Below are 16,812 nucleotides of genomic sequence, written 5' to 3'. Positions count from 1 at the left end.
AGGCTCTTCCAATTACTACACAACTGTAGCAATATGGTGCCATGGCGAAGAACAAGCGCTCCAGCATCACTCCGGCCGAGGACCACGGCTTCTTCGGCCCCGGCTCGGTCACGTGGAAGGTCTGGACCTACCCGACCTCGCTCACCCTCGGCTTCAGCCGCGCCGTGGTGGTCGAGGAGCTCGACCCCAACCTGGTCGCATCGGTCGACCGGACGCAGGACATCTACAAGCGCCCGAAGACCCGCTACGACCGGACGATCCGCTACTTCGCGCTGATCGCAATCGGTGAGAGCCGCACGGCGGCCCAGGCCGCGGACGTGCTGGTCAAGGTGCACAGCAAGGCGATCGGCACCGAGCCCTACGCCGGCGGCCGGTACGACGCCAACGACCCCGACTCGCAGCTGTGGATCCTGGTCACCGGCTGGCACTCGGTGCTCAAGGCCTACGAGATGTACGGTCCCGGCCGGCTCTCCGAGGCCGAGGAGGCGGCGTACTGGGCCGAGTGCGCTCGGGCCGCCGAGTTCCAGACCTGCGACCCGGCCGACGTCCCGCGCAACCGGGCGGAGCTGCACGCGTACTACGCGCGGATGCGCCCGGTCATGTCCGGCTCCCCGATCGCGCAGCGCGCGATGAAGCACCTGATGGACGTCAACCAGCTCATCGACGTGCCGCGCGTGCTGGCACCGGCCCAGTGGGTGGTCGCCTTCTTCTTCCGCGCCGGCGTGATCGCCACGCTTCCGCACTGGATGCGCGAGATGGGCGACGTGCGCCAGCCGAGGGCGGTGGACCTGCTGGTCCGGCCGGTGCTGCGCGCCACCTTCTTGTCGCTGACGGTGAGCAAGCGCCTCCAGCTGCGCCTGCTCGGGCTGCTCTCGCCGAGCACGATCCCCGTCGCGGCGCCGGTCCTGCTCGGCGTACCGCCGGTCAGGGACGAGGTGCTCACGCCCGCCGAGGCGCGCGAGCGCTACGGCTACGACAAGCCGGCCGAGGCGCACCTGGCGTGGCGGGCCAAGCAGCACGACAAGGTGTTCGGGCGGGGCGAGGACCCGAGCGACGCGGGACTGATCGAATCCGAGAGCGTCCTGGGGCGACTGGCCTGAAGTTGCGCGTGTCCGGGCGCTGCACCTGAGAAGGTGTGCGTCCGACACCGCCGTCGTCCCCGTCGTACAAGGAGAAACCCGTGGGCCTGAACCCCGTCGCCGACGTCCTCAAGCGCGCCGACAAGGTGCTCAAGAGCGCCGAGGTCGCGCTCACCAACGTCGACACCACGCTCGGCACGGTGGAGGGCACCTTGACCACGGTCGAGGGCACGCTGACCAGTGTGGACGGCAAGCTGACCACCGTGGACACGACCCTCGCGGAGACCCGTGAGGTGCTCGGCCAGGTGCAGACCCTGCTCGGCGACCTCAACGACAAGCTGGTGCTGCTCGACGAGGTGCCGGACCTGAAGGCCAAGCTCGACAAGGTGCTGGCGGCGGTCGAGAAGGGCTGATCCGGGCGCCGACGTCCGTCTCAGTCGGTCATCGGCACCTCCTCCTCCACCTTCAGCCCGAGCGCGCGCACCAGGACGATCGCCTGGTCGAGGTCGACCACGGCCCTGGCCAGCTGGGTGGCGACCGGGTCGAGGCCGGAGAGGTCCGAGCCGCGGAGGTCGGCGCCGGACAGGTCTGCCTGGTGCAGCCAGGCCCCGGAGAGGTCGACGTGGTGCAGCGTCGCGTCGTCGAGTCGCGCACCGGTGAGGTCGGCCTCGCGCAGGTCGACGCGCCGGAAGACGGTACGACGCAGGTCGGCTCGCGGGAGCCCGGCCAGGTGCCAGCTCCCGCCCACGACCTCGAAGGCCCCGAACCGGCACCGGTCGAACGTCGAGCCCACCAGCTTGCAGCCCTCGAAGCGCGCCCCGAAGAAGGACGCCTTCGTGAAGGTGCAGTTGAGGAATCCGGTGTCGGAGAACCGCGCTGCGTTGAGGTCGCAGTCGTGGAAGGAGCACGCGTCGAAGGTCGCCCCGGCGGCGCTCACCTCGGTGAGGTCGACGTCGCGGAAGGCCACCCGGGTGAAGGTGCGCCCGGAGAGGTCCGCGTCGTCCCATCGCTCGCCGACCACCTCGGAGTCGGTGGGCGGGGTGGGGACTGCGTGGGGTCGGTCGGCCATGGCGCGAGTATCCAGCGCGCGGTCGACACAAAGGTCTCCACAAGGGTCTCGTACCGTGACCGCATGCCCCTCGCGACGTTCAAGGACCTCTGCATCGATGCCGTCGATGCCCCTGCCCTCGGCCGTTTCTGGGCCGCGGTGCTCGGCCTCGAGCTCGAGCTGCTCGACGACGGTGACGCCCGGCTGACCGGTCCCACACCGCAGCACACGGTGTGGGTGAACACCGTGCCCGAGCCGGTCACCGTGAAGCAGCGGGTCCACCTCGACGTCAACGCGCACCGGGTCGAGGAGGTGCTGGAGCTGGGTGCGTCGGCGGTCGACCTGTCGTCGTACCGGTGGAAGGTGCTGCGCGATCCCGAGGGCGGCGAGATGTGCGTCTTCGAGGAGTCCGACCTGCCGGACCGGCGGCTGCTGGAGGTCGTCATCGACGCCGCCGATCCGCCGGCGCTGGCCTCGTGGTGGGCCGGGCTGCTCGGTGCCGTCGCGAAGGACGACCCCGAGGGGCGGTGGTCGTGGGTCGAGCAGATCCCCGCCGCGCCGTTCGAGCACATCGTGCTGATGCCGGTGCAGGAGCCGAAGACGGTGAAGAACCGGATCCACCTCGACGTCGAGACCGCGAGCGTCGACGGCCTGGTCGCCGCCGGTGCGCGGGTGCTGCGAGCGCAGGACGAGCAGATCCGGTGGACGGTCCTGGCCGACCCGGACGGCAACGAGTTCTGTGCCTTCGTCGTCTGACTTGGTATGACGACACCCTGTCGATAAGATGACGACATGGTGTCGACAAACAAGTTGCCGTGTACCTCGCGTTGAGGGAGCTGCGCTTCGCGCGCGGCCGGTTCGCGCTCGTGGGCACGGTGATCGCCCTCGTGGCGATGCTGACCACGATGCTGTCCGGACTCGCCAACGGCCTCGTGGACGACGGCATCTCCGGCCTGCGCCGGCTGCCGATGACCGACCTGGTGCTGCAGCAGGGCTCCGCGGAGACGTTCAGCCGGTCCACGCTGACCGACGCGGACCTCGCCCCGTGGGAAGGGCGCGATGACGTCGACGCGTCTCCGCTCGGCGTCTCCTTCGTGAACGCCCGGACCGACGGCGGGAAGACGATCGACCTCGCCCTCTACGGCGTACCGGCCGGCTCCTTCCTCGCTCCGCGCCCTGACGCGGAGGGCGCGCTCGAGGGCACCCCCGGCCTGGTGCTCAGCCAGGAGCTCGAGGACGAGGGGATCGAGGTCGGCGACGAGCTGACCGTCGTCGGGGTCGACGAACGGCTGCCGGTGCTCGGCTTCACCTACGCCGGGTCGTACGGCCACGTCGACATCGCCTTCACCAGCCTCGAGACGTGGCAGCACCTGCTCTACGGCGACAACGCCAAGGGCCGCTTCTCCGCGATCGCGCTGCGTGCCGACGACGACACGACGCTGGAGGCTGCCGACGGGACCGAGGTGGTCACCAAGGAGGAGGCGTACGCCGGGTCGCCCGGATACGCCGGCGAGACCCAGACCATGTCGATGATCCGCTGGTTCCTGCTGGTGATCTCGGCGCTGATCGTCGGCGCCTTCTTCATCGTGTGGACCATGCAGCGGTCCCGGCAGATCGCGCTCCTCAAGGCGCTCGGCGCCTCCCGGTCCTACGTCGCCCGCGACGCCCTCGGCCAGCTCGCGGTCGTGCTCGTGCTCGCCACCGCGGTGGGCGGCGGGGTGGCCTTCGCCCTCGGCGGGCTCATCGACGGGACTGCTGTGCCCTTCCGCCTCGCGCTCGTGCCCGCCGTGTCCGCCCTCGTCCTGCTGGTCGTCGTCGGCCTGCTCGGCTGCCTGGCCGGGATTCGTCGCGTCGTCGCGGTCGACCCCGCGATGGCGCTGCGCGCCGCCGACTGAGAGAAGGAAGCAGCCATGTCCCTCCGCCTCGAGAACATCAGCGTCGCCGTACCCGACGGCGCGACGGAGCGCGTCCTCCTCGACGGGGTCGACCTCGACGTCGGGCCGGGCGAGGTCGTCGCGGTCACGGGCGCGTCCGGCTCCGGCAAGTCCACCCTGGTCGCGGTCGCCGGCCTGCTGCGGCAGCCCGACGGCGGCCGGGTCACGATCGGCGGGACCGACGCGACCGCCCTCAAGGACCGCCGGCGGGTGCGGCTGCGGCGTGACGCCGTCGGGATCGTCTACCAGTCCTCGAACCTGTTGCCGGCGCTCACCGCCCGCGAGCAGGTCGCGATCCTCGCGCACATCTCGGGCCGCAGGGACGCCGCGGCGAAGGACCGGGCCATCGAGCTGCTGACCCGCGTCGGCCTCGAGGACCGGCTCGACGCGCGTCCCGCGCAGCTGTCGGGCGGCGAGCGCCAGCGGGTCGCGATCGCACGGGCGCTGATGAACGAGCCGGTCGTCGTCCTCGCCGACGAGCCCACCGCCTCGCTGGACCCGGAGCTCGGCGAGCTGGTCATGCAGCTGTTGATCGACGAGGCACGCAGGCTCGGCGCGGCTACCGTTGTCGTCACCCACGACCCGGACCAGGCGGGCCGTGCCGATCGCCACCTCCACCTGCACCGGGGAGAGGTGGCTGCCAGGACCTGACCGAACGAGGACGCGCATGCCCCGCATCACCGCCCCGACGATCGCCGAGCACGTCGCGACCCAGGAGGCCGCGGTGGTCGCGGCCGCACGCCGGTTGTTCGTCGAGCGGGGCGTGGCGGCCGTCTCGATCGGTGACATCGCGACCGAGGTCGGCCTGCGTCGGACCTCGCTCTACCGCTACTTCCCGACGAAGGCGCACATCCTGCAGCGCTGGTTCGACCTCGAGATGGACCCGCTGATCGAGCGGTCGCTCGCCGTCACCGGGGAGTACGACGACCCGGCTGTCGCGCTCGCGGACTGGCTCGACGTCCAGCTCGACTTCATCACCGACGAGGCGCACACGTCCCTGGTCGACGCGACGGCATCCGCCACGGACCTGCCACCCGAGGTGCTGGCCCACTTCGGGGAGCGGCACCGCGAGCTCTACGCCACGCTCGACGGACTGCTCCGCCACGCCGCCCGGCCGGCGCCGGCGCCCGCCCTGCGCCGGGTGCGCGCGCAGCTGATCGCCGGCCTGCTGCGCTCGTCGGCCGACCTGCTCGCGCGGGGTGTCCGCCACGCCGACGTACGACGGGAGCTGCACCGCGCCGCGACGGCCGTCGCCGGCCTCTGACCTTCCTGCCCACGAAGTGGGAGAGATGGCACCACGACGTGGGCGTGATGGCAGCCACGGCCCCCACTTCGTGGTGCCCTGAGGGCCATTTCGTGGTCAGCGGGCGTGGTGGCGCACGTGCAGCGCGCGGACCGCGTCGGCGTACTCCTCCACGGGTCCGTCGACCGGTACGCCGGGCGCGACCTCGGTGATCCGCAGCGCCGTGACCGGCGACGGCGCGACGCCGAGCTCGCCCATCCACTGCACGAGCTGCGGGGTCGAGGTGGCGAACACGATCCGCCCGAGCCCGGCCCAGGCGTGCGCGGCCGAGCACATGGCGCAGTGCTCCCCGGAGGTGTAGACGGTGTGGGCCGCGCGGCTGGCGACGGGGAGGTGGGCCGCGGCCCAGAGGGCGATCGCGAGCTCGGGGTGGCGGGTGCCGTCGCCGCCGCTGACGTGGTTGTGGTCCTCCATCAGCACGGTGCCGTCAGGTCCGACGAGCAGCGAGCCGAAGGGCTCGTCGCCCACCTCCACGGCCTGCTCGGCCAGCTCGACACAGCGGGCGAGGTGCCGCCGGTCGGTGTCGTCGATCGCCATTGCTCAACCTCCTACGGGGCGGATGATCCGCTGCTCGATCGCCGCGGCGACCGCGCCGGCGCGAGTGTCGACGCCGAGCTTGGTGTAGATGTGCGAGAGGTGGGACTTCACGGTCGCCTCGGAGACGAACAGCTCGCGTGCCATCTCCTTGTTGCCGAGCCCGCGCGAGAGCAGCTCGAGCACCTCCACCTCGCGCTCGGTGATGGTCGTCGCCCCCGGAGTGGTACGACGCACCAGCGTCGCCGCCACCGACGGCGCCAGCACGGTCTCGCCCCGCGCCGTCGCACGGATCCCGGCGAACAGCTCGTCCGGCGGTGCGTCCTTGAGCAGGTACCCCCGCGCTCCCGCCTCGAGGGCGCGCAGGATGTCCGACTCCGTGTCGTAGGTCGTCAGCACGAGCACCTCCGGCGGCTGCGGGAGGCTGCGGACGGCCGCGGTCACGGCGGCCCCTCCGGCCCTGCCCTCGCCGAGCGAGAGGTCCATCAGCACGACGTCGGGCCGGTCGGCGCTCACCAGCGCGACGGCCGCGTCGAGGCCGTCGGCCTCGCCCACGACGGACAGGTCGTCCTGCCCGTCGACGAGTGCGCGCAGGCCCGCGCGGACGACCGGGTGGTCGTCGACCAGCACGATGCGGATCACGTGACGTCCTCTCCGCGCACGGGGAAGCAGACCGACACGGTCGTCCCCTCCCCGGGCGCGCTCTCCACCTCGGTCCGGCCGCCGAGCCCGGCGGCCCGGTCGCGCATGCCGGCGATGCCCCGCCCGCGGGTGCCCGACGGTCCCACGGCGGACGGGTCGAAGCCCCGGCCGTCGTCGCGGACGTCGAGGGTCACCTCGTCGAGCTGGTAGGTCAGGGTCACCGCGGCCCGGCCGGCCGCGGCGTGCTCGCGCACGTTGGCGAGCGCGCCGCGAGCGGTGCGGACCAGTGCGGCGGCGACCGCCGGCGGCACCGAGACGGGGGAGCCGTGCACGCGCACGGCCACGTCGAGCCCGGGCGAGGCCTGCACGGCCTCGGCAGCGGCCTTGCGCAGTGCCTCGACCAGCGCCTCGCCGGTGCGGTCGTCGGTGAGCTCGGCAGGCGCGAGGTCGCGGACCACGCGTCGTACCTCGTCGAGGCCGTCGCGGGCAGTGGCGGCAGCGGTGCGGACGTGCTCCCGCGCGGTGGACGGCTGGCCGTCCCAGGCCTGCTCGGCCGCCTGGAGCAGCAGGTTGATGCTCGAGAGGCCCTGCCCGACGGAGTCGTGGATCTCGCGCGAGAGGCGGGTCCGCTCGGCGAGCGCGCCCACCTCGGCCTGCGCGAGCTGGCGGGCCCGGGACTCGAGGTCGAGCGCGCGGTAGGCCAGCACGGTCACCAGCGCGATACCGATCGGGCCGGCCACCTGGACCGGGTCGACGCCGTCGGCCCATGATCCGTCCAGCCGCTGCCACGCGGCGGTCAGCAGCAGCGTCATCGCGACGACCGTGCCGACCGCCCACGAGAAGGGCAGCACCTGCAGCACGGCGAAGGCCACGGGTACGGCGCACCACGCGAACGACGGTGCCACCGCGGTCAGCAGCCCCCACAGCACGACCATCGCGCTCACCCAGGCGGTGGGCCACCACGGCCGACCGCGCAGCAGGCCGCGCGTCGCATAGGCGAGGCCGAGCGCGAGGGCGCCCGCCAGCACGGCGATCCCGGTCGCGTGCAGGCCGTGCCGGTCGACGTACCGGACGGCGCAGGTCACCAGCAGCACGACGAGCACGACGAGCAGCCAGCGGTCCAGGCGCGCGGCCGGGGCGAGGATGCCGTGCTCGCCGGGTCGGCGGACGGAGCTGAGCAGTGACATGGTCTCGCCAGCCTAGGGATGCGGGGTGGCTGTCGGCATCATCCAATTGGCTATCGAGCGGTGGCCGGCTGCCCGACGTCCGGAGCCCCTCCCGGGTCGCAGGCTTGAGGACATGAAGCGCACCCACCTGATCTCCAGCTCCCTGCTCCTCGCGACCGCCGCCACGCTCGGCCTGGCTGGCGCGAACGCCACGACCGCTGCGGCCGACGCCGGCGGCCGCCCCGACACCTACGTCCTCCAGGGCGACGCCGCCAGCCCGGTCGGCTCCAAGTTCGAGGGCATCGGCGCCGACGAGGTCCGCGGCCTGTTCTACGTCAGCGAGGTGACCGGCGGGGAGATTCACCGCGGATCGGTGCGCACCGAGCAGACCGAGGAGTGGCTGAAGGGGGACGGCACCGACGGCCGCTTCACCGCCCGCGGCATCACGGTCGACGCCGAGGGCAACGTCTACGTCGCCGGCGGCCCGAACGGCATCGGCACCGGCCGCCCGGACCTGTGGGTCTACAGCAAGGAGGGCGAGCTCCTCGCCGCGCTGCGCGTTCCGGGCACCGCCGACGCCTTCCTCAACGACGTGGCCATCGGCCGCGACGGTGCGGCGTACTTCACCAACTCCAACGACCCGCAGCTCTTCCGTGTCGCGCAGGGCGCGAACGGCTGGGAGGCGACGCTGTTCGCCGACGCCACCGGCACGATCACCCGCTCCATCGGCTTCAACCTCGGCGGCATCGTGCTCTCCGCCGACCGCAGCGCGTTCGTCGTCGCCCAGGGCAACGTGGGCCGGATGTGGCGCTTCGACGCCCGCACCGGCGAGGTCGGCGAGATCGCGACCGACACCGACCTCGTCAACGCCGACGGCCTGGTCCGCCGGGGCAACCGCCTCACCGTGGTCCGCAACTTCTCCAGGATGGTCGCCACCCTGCGCGTCTCCGCCGACGGCAGCCGCCTGGTGACCCTGGGCCAGGAGGCCAGCGCCGCCGACCGCGTGCTGACCACCGCCAAGAACCTGCACGGCCGGGTGCTCTACGTCGACAGCAAGTTCGACGAGGCCGTCGCGTCGGGCCCCTACGAGATCGTCACGGACCCGACCCGGTGAAGTACCGGCTCACGGTTGCCGCCCTTCCGCTCGTGCTGCTGGTCAGCGCGTGCGGGGGCGGCGCCACGCCGGACGTCGGTGAGCCTCCGCCCGCCGAGCAGGTTGGGCAGGAGCCGTCACGACACGCCCGCGAGCAGCCCTCCCAGGCGGAGCTCGACCAGCGCCTGCGCGACGCAGCCTGGGCGAACGACGTACCGCTCGCCCGGCGGCTGGTGCGGCAGGGCGCGGACGTCAACGCGCAGGACGGCACCCGGCAGTCGGCGTACTTGATCGCCACCAGCGAGGGCCACCTGGAGCTGCTCCGGCTGACCCTCCGCAACGGTGCGAAGATCGACGACAAGGACAGCTGGAACGGCACCGGCCTGATCCGCGCCGCCGAGCGCGGGCACGGCCTGGTCGTCGGCGAGCTGCTGCGGGCGGGCATCGACCGTGACCACGTCAACCGGATCGGCTACCAGGCGATCCACGAGGCCATCTGGCTGGGGAAGGACACGGCGGCCTACGCCACCACCGTGCGAGCGCTCGCCGCCGGCGGCGTCGAGCTGGACCGCACCTCGCCGTCGGCCGGGCTCACCCCGCTGCAGATGGCCCGCGAGCGCGGGTACGACGGACTGGAGAGGATCGTGAGGAAGGTGAGCGCTGACAATCCGCCCGCCGACCCGGACACCGCCCTGCTGCGGGCCGCCGAGCGCGGCGACGCCGACGCCGTCGCGGTCGCCCTCCGGGCCGGTGCGGACATCGAGGCGCGCGACGGCCATCGTCGTACCGCCCTCCTGCTGGCCAGCACCTTCGACCGCGTCGCCGTGGCCGAGCTGCTCGTCGCGATGGGCGCCGATCCCGACGCCCTGGACGACCGTCACGACACGCCGTGGCTCGTCACCGGCGTCACCGGCAGCGTGGCGATGCTCGAGGCCCTGCTGCCGGCGCACCCCGACCTGACCATCAGGAACCGGTACGGCGGCCTCTCCCCGATCCCCGCCGGCGAGCGCGGCCACGTCGACTACGTCCGCCGCGTCGTGCGTACCGGCGTGGACATCGACCACGTCAACGACCTCGGCTGGACCGCGATGCTGGAGGCGATCATCCTCGGCGACGGCAGCGACGCCTACGTCGAGATCGTGCGCCTGCTGCTCGCCGCCGGCGCGGACCCGGGCATCGCCGACCGCGACGGGGTGACGCCGCTGGAGCACGCCGAGCGGAGCGGGTACGACGAGATCGCGGCCCTGCTGCGCTGACCGCGCCGAAGGCTCACGCGGCCCAGGGCGGCGTGCCCACCGCCGTACCGTCGGCCATCGTCGCGACGAACCCGGCCCGGATCGCCACGTGCAGCCGGGCCGGTCCCTCGCCGGTGTTGGCGAGCTGGATCGGATCCCCTGCGGGCACGACGGCGGCATCGCCAGCCGTGAGCTCGGCAGCGTCGGGGTGCAGCCGCACCCGCCCCTCGAGGACGACGAAAACCTCGTCCCGGTCGAGGCGGTGCGCGTCGGGGGAGTCCACGCCGACCTCGACGTCGAGCCGCCACAGACAGGTCTCGGAGGCGCTGGTCGACGGCGAGGCGAGGGAGGTGAACCGGAGGCCGGGCAGGTCGAAGGTCGGGGCCTGGGCAGCACGGACGACGTTCATGGGGGCTCCTTGAAGATAGACAAGTGCACTTGTGCAAGTGCGATTGGCTATCATGCACCGGTGAAGGCTTCGTCGCAAGCGGTCTCCGACCTCGGCATCCTGATGCTGCTCGCCTACCAGGGCTTCGTCCGCCAGCTCCACGCTTCGATGGCCGAAAAGGGGTACGACGACCTCGGGCGCTCCGACGGAGTGGTCATGAGGCTGCTCGTCCAGCACCCCCGCAAGGTCAGCGAGCTCGCGCCGCTGCTGGAGATGAGTCCCCAGGGTGCCGCGCAGATCGTCGATGACATGGAGCAGCGCGGGTACGTCGTGCGCCGGCCCGATGCCGCCGACGCCCGGGCCCGCCGGGTCGAGCTGACCGAACGTGGCCGTGGGGCGATCGACGCGGCCCGGGCGTTCCACCGCTCGTTCGAGACGGGGCTCGCGCGACGGCACGGGCGGGCGCAGATCGACGCCTTCCGAGCGGTGCTCGAGTCGATCGCCGGTGCTGCTCCCGACGGCCTGGACCGCGAGCTGCGCGCGCTCTACCTCTGAGACGGCTCTGCCGGTCCGTCGCCGCCTGTTTGGCTCGTGCCCGCCGCGGGGCAGGCTGAGCACCATGTGGGAGCAGTACGAGTCGCCCGAGGAGAAGCGGGCCACGGCCGCCGAGTTCGCACCGGCCGCCGCGCCGATCCGCGCCGGCGGCACGCGCTCGGGTGTCGGCGTCGCCGTGTGCGTGGTCGGCTTCATCCTCTCCGCCGGTGTCGCGATCGGTGTGGGAAGCTCCGCCGAGGACGCGCAACCCCCTGGTCAGGAGCACGGACCGCTGGCGTGCCCGGTCGACGCCGACGGAAACGCGATCGAGGAGTACGACGAGTTCTGCCACGACCTTCTCGAGGGGTTCGGCGAGGAGGACGAGGTCCCCGGCCCGGGGAGCGGTCTCGGAGATGAGAGCGGCTACTGACGTGGACTTCGCCTTCACCGGTCCCGTCGTCGAGTGGCGCGGCCCGGCGCCGTACTGGTTCCTCGCCGTGCCCCTCGAGGACAGCGAGGACATCAAGGAGGCCGCGCGCGGGCTGGAGTACTGGGGCCAGGTCGCGGTCGAGGTGCGCATCGGCGCCACCGAGTTCACGACCGCGCTGTTCCCGAAGGACGGGCGCTACCTGGTCCCCCTCAAGGCGGCGGTACGACGCGCTGCCGGGCTCGACCCGGTCGAGGCCGGGCAGGAGCTGGCCGTGGAGCTGAGGCTCGCGGCGCGGAAATGAGTTTCACCGGCCGGCCGGTGAAACTCACGCTTGGACGACGAAGTTTCCTCGTCCCAGCGTGAGTTTCGTCGTCCAACCTAGGCTCGCCGCGTGCCCGTCACCCTCGCCCACCCCGCCGCGGTGCTGCCCCTGCGCGCGCTCGGCCTGCCACTCTCGGCGCTGGTGATCGGGTCGATGGCGCCGGACCTGCCGGTGTTCTCACGGTCCTGGGGCTTCTACGACTTCACGCACAGCGCCGCAGGAGTCGTCACCGTGGACCTCGCTCTCACCCTGCTCCTGCTCGTGCTCTGGGATCGGTGGGGACGCGACGCCCTGGTCGACACCTCTCCGGCGCTGGCCCGCGACCGCCTCCCGCGCCACGCCCGGTTGAGCCGGCGCAGCTGGCTGCTCGCGCCGCTGGCGGCGGTCGTCGGCTCGATCACCCACGTGGTGTGGGACGCGTTCACCCACGCCGGTCGCTGGGGCGTGCGGATGGTGCCGTGGCTGCAGGAGGTGCACGGTTCGATGCGCGGCCAGCAGTGGGCGCAGGACGTCAGTGGCGTCGTCGGCCTGACCATCGTCGGGCTGGCGATCCTGGCCGTCGTACGACGCCCGGTGCTGCCGGACGCCGGCCGCCCGCGGCGCCTCCCGGCCGCCACCCTCCCGGTCGCCGTGGCGGGGGCGTGCGGGCTGTCGGTGCTGACCTTCGCGGCCCGCCTCGGCACCGACTTCCAGAGCGACGCCTTCTACGCCGCCGTCGTCGGCATCGTGTCCCTGGGCCTCGCCCTGGCGGCGGTGACCCTGGCCTGGGTGGCGGTCAGCGACCGGGTCGCTCCCTGAGCTCGACCGGCTCGGCGGAGTACGCCGTCAGCGTGGTCCGCACCTCGTCGGTGATCGTCCACGACGTACCGGCGGACGGGTCCCAGAACACGACGGAGCTCTCGGCGACGATCGCGGGCGGCTGGTCCGGCGCGACGCGGAGCTCGTAGCTCACCGACAGCGACGAGCGGCCGACGTGACCGACCCACATCCGCACCAGGAACGGCTGGAAGGGCACGAAGCGCATCTCGGCGTGGTAGTCGATCCGCTGCGAGCCGACCAGCTCGACGATCCCCGCCGGCACGTCGCGGAACAGGCCCGGTCGGTCGTCGCCGGCCAGCGGCGCGAACCGGAAGAACAGCAGCCGCGCCTCGTCGAGCACCCGCAGCGCCTCGACGTTGTCGACGTGCCCGCCGAGGTTGACGTCGCGCAGCCGGGCCTGGATCTCGCACTCGAAGGTCGCTCCCACGGCCCCATCGTCCCAGCCGGCGTCAGAGCTCGAACCGGTAGCCCATCCCCGGCTCGTTGCGGAAGTGCACGGGCCGTGAGGGCTCGGGCTCGAGCTTGCGCCGCAACTGGGCCATGTAGAGGCGCAGGTTGCCGTGGGCGTTCTCGTACCCGGGGCCCCAGACCTCGCTCAACAGCTGGCGCTGGCTGATCAGCCGGCCGGGGTTGCGGAGGAACACCTCGAGCAGGTGCCACTCCGTGGGCGTCAGCCGCACCTCCTCGCCGGACACGGTGACGCGGGTGGCGGCGAGGTCGACGACGACGCCGCCGAAGCTGACGACGGGGAGGTCGGCATCGGCGGGGGCGTTGCGGCGCAGCATCACGCGCAGCCGGGCGAGCAGCTCCTCCATGCCGAACGGCTTGGTGACGTAGTCGTCGGCGCCGGCGTCGAGGGCGTCGACCTTGTCGGCGCTGTCGCTGCGGCCCGACAGCACGAGGATGGGTACGGCGGACTGCGCCCGCAGCCGGGTGATCACGTCGACGCCGTCGAGGTCCGGGAGGCCGAGGTCGAGCACCACCACGTCGGGTGGCGCGAGCTCCGCGACGGCGAGCGCCTCCGTCCCGTCGCCGGCCGTGGTGACCTCGTAGCCGCGGGCCCGCAGGTTGATCGAGAGCGCGCGCACGATCTGCGGCTCGTCGTCCACCACCATGATCCGGGTCATCCCACGCGCTCCCTGATGCCCAGGTCCGGTCCGGCGGGCTCACCGTCGGCGACCGGCAGCGAGATGACCATGGTCAGGCCGCCGCCGGGCGTCTCCTCGGGCTCCAGTGTGCCGCCCATGGCCTCGACGAGGCCGCGCGCCAGGGCGAGGCCCAGGCCGACACCGGTGCTGTTGTCGTGGTCGCCGAGTCGCTGGAAGGGCAGGAAGACCCGCTCGTAGTCGGTCGACGGGATGCCGGGCCCGCTGTCGACGACGCGGATCTCGACCCGGTCGAGGACGGCGCTCGCGGTGACCAGCGGCATCGCGCCGAAGGGTGAGTACCGCTGGGCGTTGGTCAGCAGGTTGACCACCACCCGTTCGAGCAGGGCCGCGTCGGCCAGCGTCGGCGGGAGCCCCTCGACGACCTCGATCCGTACGCCGGCGGTGGCCACGCTGACGTCGTCGAGCGCTCCCGCGACGACGTCCTCCACCAGCACCGGGGCGAGGTGGACGGGGAGCACCCCGGCCTGCAGCCGGCTGAGGTCGAGCAGGCTGTCGACCAGCCCGGCGAGGTTGTCGAGGGCCTCGTCGGCGGTCCGCAGCAGCTCGCGGCGGTCCTCCTCGGCCAGCGCGACGTCCTCGGCGCGCAGTCCCGACACGACCGCCTTCGCGGCGGCGAGCGGCGTGCGCAGGTCGTGGCCGACCGCCGCTAGAAGCGCCGTACGGACCTTGTTGGCCTCGGCCAGCGGTGCGGCCTGGGCGGCCTCCTCCGCGAGCCGGATCTGGTGGACGGCCTGGCTGGTGCGCGCCGCGAAGGCCGCAGCGACGCGGGCGTCCTCGGGCGCGAGCCCGTGGCCGCGGAGGGCGAGGGTCGTGTCCGGGTCCGCGGGTACGACGGTGTCGGCCGCCTCCGGCGTGAGCGCCGGGTCGGGCCCGGCGGAGCCGATCAGCCGCCAGGTCCGGTCGTCCTTCTCCAGGAAGGCGACCGAGGTGAGCGACAGGCTCTCCCGGAAGCGCTCGAGGAGCCCCGCGAGATCGCGGCTGCCGGTCAGCGGGGTGGCGGCGAGACTGGCGAGCACGTGCGACTCGGCGACGGCGCGGGCCGCCTGGCGGGTACGACGGGCGGCGAGGTCGACCACCGAGCTGACCATCACCGCCACCAGCAGGTAGACGGCAAGCGCCAGCGCGTTGTTGGTGCTCGCGATGGTCAGGGTGTGCACGGGTGCGGTGAAGAAGTAGTTGAGCAGGAAGGAGCCCAGCAGTGCCGCGATGATCGCCGGTCCCACACCGCCGACCAGGGCCACCGCGACCACCAGCAGCAGGAAGAGCAGCACGTCGCTGACGAGGTTGAGCACGTGGTCGACCGGGAGCAGGGCGAGCGTCACCAGCAGCGGCAGCACCACGGCGAGGACGTATCCGCGCACGCGCCGACGCAGGCTCAGGGAGCCGCGGCCCACGGGAAGTCGGCGACCCTGGCCCGCGTGGCTGTGGGACACGATGTGCACGTCGATGTCGCCTGCTGCGCGGATCGTCCGCGCACCGATGCCGGGCGGCGACACGTAGGCGGCCCATCGGCTGCGACGGCTGTCGCCGAGCACGAGCTGCGTGGCGTTCTCCGCGCGGGCGAAGGCGAGCAGGGTCTCGGGCACGTCGTCGCCGAGCAGCTGGTGGTAGGTCCCCCCGAGCGACTCGACGAGCTGGTGCTGGTGGGTGAGGTGCGTCGGGTCGGCGCCGGTGAGCCCGTCGGACCGGCTGACGTGCAGGGCGAGCAGGTCCCCGGCGCCGGACCGTGCCGCGATCCGGGCGGCCCGGCGGATCAGCTGCTCGCCCTCGGGCCCCCCGCTCAACGACACGACGACCCGTTCACGCGCCTCCCAGGTGCCGGTGATGTCGTGGCGGCGGCGGTAGCCCTGCAGGGCGTCGTCGACCTTGTCGGCGACCCAGAGCAGGGCGAGCTCGCGCAGGGCGGTGAGGTTGCCCTCGCGGAAGTAGTTGGAGAGCGCAGCGTCGATCTTGTCGGGCGCGTACACGTTGCCGTGAGCGAGACGTCGGCGCAGCGCCTCGGCCGCCATGTCGATCAGCTCGACCTGGTCGGCCGCACGCACCACCGAGTCCGGGACGGTCTCCCGCTGCGGGACGCCGGTGATCTTCTCGACGACGTCGTTGACCGACTCGAGGTGCTGCACGTTGACGGTGGAGATGACGTCGATCCCGGCGTCGAGCAGCTCCTGGACGTCCTGCCAGCGCTTCGCGTTGCGGCTGCCCGGCGCATTGGTGTGCGCCAGCTCGTCGACGAGGACGACCTTCGGCCGGCGCCGCAGCACCGCGTCGAGGTCCATCTCCTCGAGCTCGGTGCCCCGGTACGACGTGGTCCGTCGCGGCACCACCTCGAGGCCGGCCAGCATCTCCGCGGTGTGCGCGCGGCCGTGGGTCTCGACGTAGCCGACGACCACGTCGGTACCGCGCTCGGCGCGCCGCCGGGCCTCACCGAGCATGGCGTAGGTCTTCCCGACGCCGGGCGCGGCGCCGAGGTAGACGCGCAACCGACCACGCTTCATGTGATCAGTCTTCCAGCCCGTCGAGCGCGAGGTTGAGCTCGAGCACGTTGACGCGCGGCTCGCCCAGGAATCCCAGGGTGCGGCCGGCCGTGTGGTCGGCGACGAGCTCGCGGACCTGCGCCTGCGACAGACCACGGGTGCGGGCCACGCGGGCGACCTGCTGGTCGGCGTACTCCGGCGAGATGTGGGGGTCGAGCCCGGAGCCGCTCGCGAGCACGGCGTCGGGGGCGACGTCGGCGGGTTCGACGCCGTCGAAGGCCGCCACGTCGGCGATCCGCTGGCGGACCGCGGCGACCAGGTCGGGGTTCGCGGGCGACAGGTTCGAGGCCGAGCTGGCGAGCGGGTCGTAGCCGTCACCGGCAGCGGACGGGCGCGACTGGAAGTACGCCGCGTCGCCGGTGAAGGACTGCCCGATCAGCGACGAGCCGACCACGGCGCCGTCCCGCTCGATCCGCGAGCCGTCGGCCCGGTCCGGTACGACGGCCTGGGCGAACCCGGTGAGCGCCAGCGGGTAGGCCAGGCCCAGCAGCACCGTCATCACGGCGAGGACGCGGGCTGCGGCGACGAGCTGCGTGAGGCCGCCGCGCAGGAGGGAGGAGGTGGACATGGAGGACCTTCCGT

Annotated in this window: 21 protein-coding genes; 12 read left to right on the top strand and 9 right to left on the bottom strand. The window is 72.7% G+C overall.

Features of this window, described 5'->3' with window-relative positions; translation table 11 throughout:
• The first annotated feature begins 41 nt into the window (after window positions 1–41).
• Both ASE20_RS23490 and ASE20_RS23485 read left to right on the top strand, forming a co-directional pair.
• On the top strand, window positions 42–1,100 hold the full coding sequence (locus ASE20_RS23490) for an oxygenase MpaB family protein (protein ID WP_056897014.1): 1,059 nt from the start codon (window positions 42–44) through the stop codon (window positions 1,098–1,100).
• 80 nt (window positions 1,101–1,180) lie between these two features.
• Window positions 1,181–1,492, top strand: a complete 312-nt coding sequence (locus ASE20_RS23485) for a hypothetical protein (RefSeq protein WP_056897013.1) — start codon at window positions 1,181–1,183, stop codon at window positions 1,490–1,492.
• A 20-nt stretch (window positions 1,493–1,512) separates the two neighbouring features.
• On the opposite strand, the gene ASE20_RS23480 is transcribed toward ASE20_RS23485, so the two are convergent.
• Entirely contained in the window at window positions 1,513–2,148 is a 636-nt protein-coding gene (locus ASE20_RS23480; RefSeq protein ID WP_056897012.1) for a pentapeptide repeat-containing protein, read from the bottom strand.
• A gap of 63 nt (window positions 2,149–2,211) precedes the next feature.
• Here ASE20_RS23480 and ASE20_RS23475 point away from each other — a divergent pair, with 63 nt between their 5' ends.
• The 4 genes from ASE20_RS23475 to ASE20_RS23460 are packed head-to-tail and all read left to right on the top strand — an operon-like array spanning window position 2,212 to window position 5,325.
• On the top strand, window positions 2,212–2,883 hold the full coding sequence (locus ASE20_RS23475) for a VOC family protein (protein WP_056897011.1): 672 nt from the start codon (window positions 2,212–2,214) through the stop codon (window positions 2,881–2,883).
• Window positions 2,884–2,942: 59 nt separating this feature from the next.
• Entirely contained in the window at window positions 2,943–4,022 is a 1,080-nt protein-coding gene (locus ASE20_RS23470; protein WP_056897010.1) for an ABC transporter permease, read from the top strand.
• 15 nt (window positions 4,023–4,037) lie between these two features.
• Window positions 4,038–4,712, top strand: a complete 675-nt coding sequence (locus ASE20_RS23465; RefSeq protein WP_056897009.1) for an ABC transporter ATP-binding protein — start codon at window positions 4,038–4,040, stop codon at window positions 4,710–4,712.
• 16 nt (window positions 4,713–4,728) lie between these two features.
• Complete coding sequence (locus ASE20_RS23460; RefSeq protein WP_056897008.1) at window positions 4,729–5,325, top strand: TetR/AcrR family transcriptional regulator; 597 nt, start codon at window positions 4,729–4,731, stop codon at window positions 5,323–5,325.
• Window positions 5,326–5,421: 96 nt separating this feature from the next.
• Here ASE20_RS23460 and ASE20_RS23455 read toward each other — a convergent pair whose 3' ends face one another.
• From ASE20_RS23455 to ASE20_RS23445, 3 genes are read right to left on the bottom strand one after another with little or no spacing between them, the layout of a single operon-like run.
• Window positions 5,422–5,901: a nucleoside deaminase gene (locus ASE20_RS23455; RefSeq protein ID WP_056897007.1), complete on the bottom strand. Its 480-nt coding sequence runs from the start codon at window positions 5,899–5,901 to the stop codon at window positions 5,422–5,424.
• A 3-nt stretch (window positions 5,902–5,904) separates the two neighbouring features.
• The gene (locus ASE20_RS23450; protein WP_056897006.1) at window positions 5,905–6,540 is read right to left on the bottom strand and encodes a response regulator; all 636 of its coding nucleotides are present in this window, start codon (window positions 6,538–6,540) and stop codon (window positions 5,905–5,907) included.
• On the bottom strand, window positions 6,537–7,727 hold the full coding sequence (locus ASE20_RS23445) for a sensor histidine kinase (protein ID WP_056897005.1): 1,191 nt from the start codon (window positions 7,725–7,727) through the stop codon (window positions 6,537–6,539). The genes ASE20_RS23450 and ASE20_RS23445 overlap by 4 nt, the downstream gene beginning before the upstream one ends.
• A gap of 112 nt (window positions 7,728–7,839) precedes the next feature.
• Here ASE20_RS23445 and ASE20_RS23440 point away from each other — a divergent pair, with 112 nt between their 5' ends.
• Entirely contained in the window at window positions 7,840–8,820 is a 981-nt protein-coding gene (locus ASE20_RS23440; protein ID WP_056897004.1) for an SMP-30/gluconolactonase/LRE family protein, read from the top strand.
• A complete protein-coding gene (locus ASE20_RS25365) occupies window positions 8,817–10,055 on the top strand; it encodes an ankyrin repeat domain-containing protein (protein WP_225869139.1) in 1,239 nt (412 codons plus the stop codon). The genes ASE20_RS23440 and ASE20_RS25365 overlap by 4 nt, the downstream gene beginning before the upstream one ends.
• 13 nt (window positions 10,056–10,068) lie before the next feature.
• Here ASE20_RS25365 and ASE20_RS23430 read toward each other — a convergent pair whose 3' ends face one another.
• A complete protein-coding gene (locus tag ASE20_RS23430) occupies window positions 10,069–10,443 on the bottom strand; it encodes a cupin domain-containing protein (RefSeq protein ID WP_056897003.1) in 375 nt (124 codons plus the stop codon).
• A gap of 60 nt (window positions 10,444–10,503) precedes the next feature.
• Between ASE20_RS23430 and ASE20_RS23425 the strand changes: the two genes are divergently transcribed.
• The 4 genes from ASE20_RS23425 (at window position 10,504) to ASE20_RS23410 (ending at window position 12,506) form a co-directional block, all read left to right on the top strand.
• Complete coding sequence (locus tag ASE20_RS23425) at window positions 10,504–10,977, top strand: MarR family winged helix-turn-helix transcriptional regulator (protein WP_056897002.1); 474 nt, start codon at window positions 10,504–10,506, stop codon at window positions 10,975–10,977.
• A 64-nt stretch (window positions 10,978–11,041) separates the two neighbouring features.
• Window positions 11,042–11,386, top strand: a complete 345-nt coding sequence (locus tag ASE20_RS23420; protein WP_056897001.1) for a hypothetical protein — start codon at window positions 11,042–11,044, stop codon at window positions 11,384–11,386.
• 1 nt (window position 11,387) lies between these two features.
• A complete protein-coding gene (locus tag ASE20_RS23415) occupies window positions 11,388–11,687 on the top strand; it encodes a DUF1905 domain-containing protein (RefSeq protein WP_056897000.1) in 300 nt (99 codons plus the stop codon).
• Window positions 11,688–11,777: 90 nt separating this feature from the next.
• Window positions 11,778–12,506: a DUF4184 family protein gene (locus ASE20_RS23410; RefSeq protein WP_056896999.1), complete on the top strand. Its 729-nt coding sequence runs from the start codon at window positions 11,778–11,780 to the stop codon at window positions 12,504–12,506.
• On the opposite strand, the gene ASE20_RS23405 is transcribed toward ASE20_RS23410, so the two are convergent.
• The 4 genes from ASE20_RS23405 to kdpC are packed head-to-tail and all read right to left on the bottom strand — an operon-like array spanning window position 12,484 to window position 16,798.
• Window positions 12,484–12,954, bottom strand: a complete 471-nt coding sequence (locus tag ASE20_RS23405; RefSeq protein ID WP_056896998.1) for an acyl-CoA thioesterase — start codon at window positions 12,952–12,954, stop codon at window positions 12,484–12,486. The two genes, ASE20_RS23410 and ASE20_RS23405, sit on opposite strands and share 23 nt — an antisense overlap.
• Before the next feature lie 22 nt (window positions 12,955–12,976).
• Entirely contained in the window at window positions 12,977–13,654 is a 678-nt protein-coding gene (locus ASE20_RS23400) for a response regulator (RefSeq protein WP_056896997.1), read from the bottom strand.
• Window positions 13,651–16,191, bottom strand: coding sequence for a DUF4118 domain-containing protein (locus ASE20_RS23395; RefSeq protein ID WP_056896996.1), 2,541 nt, complete (start codon window positions 16,189–16,191; stop codon window positions 13,651–13,653). Before ASE20_RS23395 ends, ASE20_RS23400 begins: the two co-directional genes overlap by 4 nt.
• A 4-nt stretch (window positions 16,192–16,195) precedes the next feature.
• The gene (gene kdpC / locus ASE20_RS23390; RefSeq protein WP_056896995.1) at window positions 16,196–16,798 is read right to left on the bottom strand and encodes a potassium-transporting ATPase subunit KdpC; all 603 of its coding nucleotides are present in this window, start codon (window positions 16,796–16,798) and stop codon (window positions 16,196–16,198) included.
• Window positions 16,799–16,812: the final 14 nt, after the last annotated feature.

Origin of the sequence: Nocardioides sp. Root240 (assembly GCF_001428825.1) — a bacterium.
Taxonomy (GTDB): Bacteria; Actinomycetota; Actinomycetes; order Propionibacteriales; family Nocardioidaceae; genus Nocardioides.
Note: the sequence above shows the minus strand (reverse complement) of the source record. Positions and strands in the feature narration are given on the sequence as shown.

Bases quoted from the DNA above. Each gene is read 5' to 3' on its own strand.
- ASE20_RS23490 (WP_056897014.1), top strand. From the start codon at position 42: ATGGCGAAGAACAAGCGCTCCAGCATCACTCCGGCCGAGGACCACGGC.
- ASE20_RS23480 (WP_056897012.1), bottom strand. From the start codon at position 2,148: ATGGCCGACCGACCCCACGCAGTCCCCACCCCGCCCACCGACTCCGAG.
- ASE20_RS23475 (WP_056897011.1), top strand. From the start codon at position 2,212: ATGCCCCTCGCGACGTTCAAGGACCTCTGCATCGATGCCGTCGATGCC.
- ASE20_RS23465 (WP_056897009.1), top strand. From the start codon at position 4,038: ATGTCCCTCCGCCTCGAGAACATCAGCGTCGCCGTACCCGACGGCGCG.
- ASE20_RS23460 (WP_056897008.1), top strand. From the start codon at position 4,729: ATGCCCCGCATCACCGCCCCGACGATCGCCGAGCACGTCGCGACCCAG.
- ASE20_RS23455 (WP_056897007.1), bottom strand. From the start codon at position 5,901: ATGGCGATCGACGACACCGACCGGCGGCACCTCGCCCGCTGTGTCGAG.
- ASE20_RS23445 (WP_056897005.1), bottom strand. From the start codon at position 7,727: ATGTCACTGCTCAGCTCCGTCCGCCGACCCGGCGAGCACGGCATCCTC.
- ASE20_RS23440 (WP_056897004.1), top strand. From the start codon at position 7,840: ATGAAGCGCACCCACCTGATCTCCAGCTCCCTGCTCCTCGCGACCGCC.
- ASE20_RS23430 (WP_056897003.1), bottom strand. From the start codon at position 10,443: ATGAACGTCGTCCGTGCTGCCCAGGCCCCGACCTTCGACCTGCCCGGC.
- ASE20_RS23420 (WP_056897001.1), top strand. From the start codon at position 11,042: ATGTGGGAGCAGTACGAGTCGCCCGAGGAGAAGCGGGCCACGGCCGCC.
- ASE20_RS23400 (WP_056896997.1), bottom strand. From the start codon at position 13,654: ATGACCCGGATCATGGTGGTGGACGACGAGCCGCAGATCGTGCGCGCG.
- ASE20_RS23395 (WP_056896996.1), bottom strand. From the start codon at position 16,191: ATGAAGCGTGGTCGGTTGCGCGTCTACCTCGGCGCCGCGCCCGGCGTC.
- kdpC (WP_056896995.1), bottom strand. From the start codon at position 16,798: ATGTCCACCTCCTCCCTCCTGCGCGGCGGCCTCACGCAGCTCGTCGCC.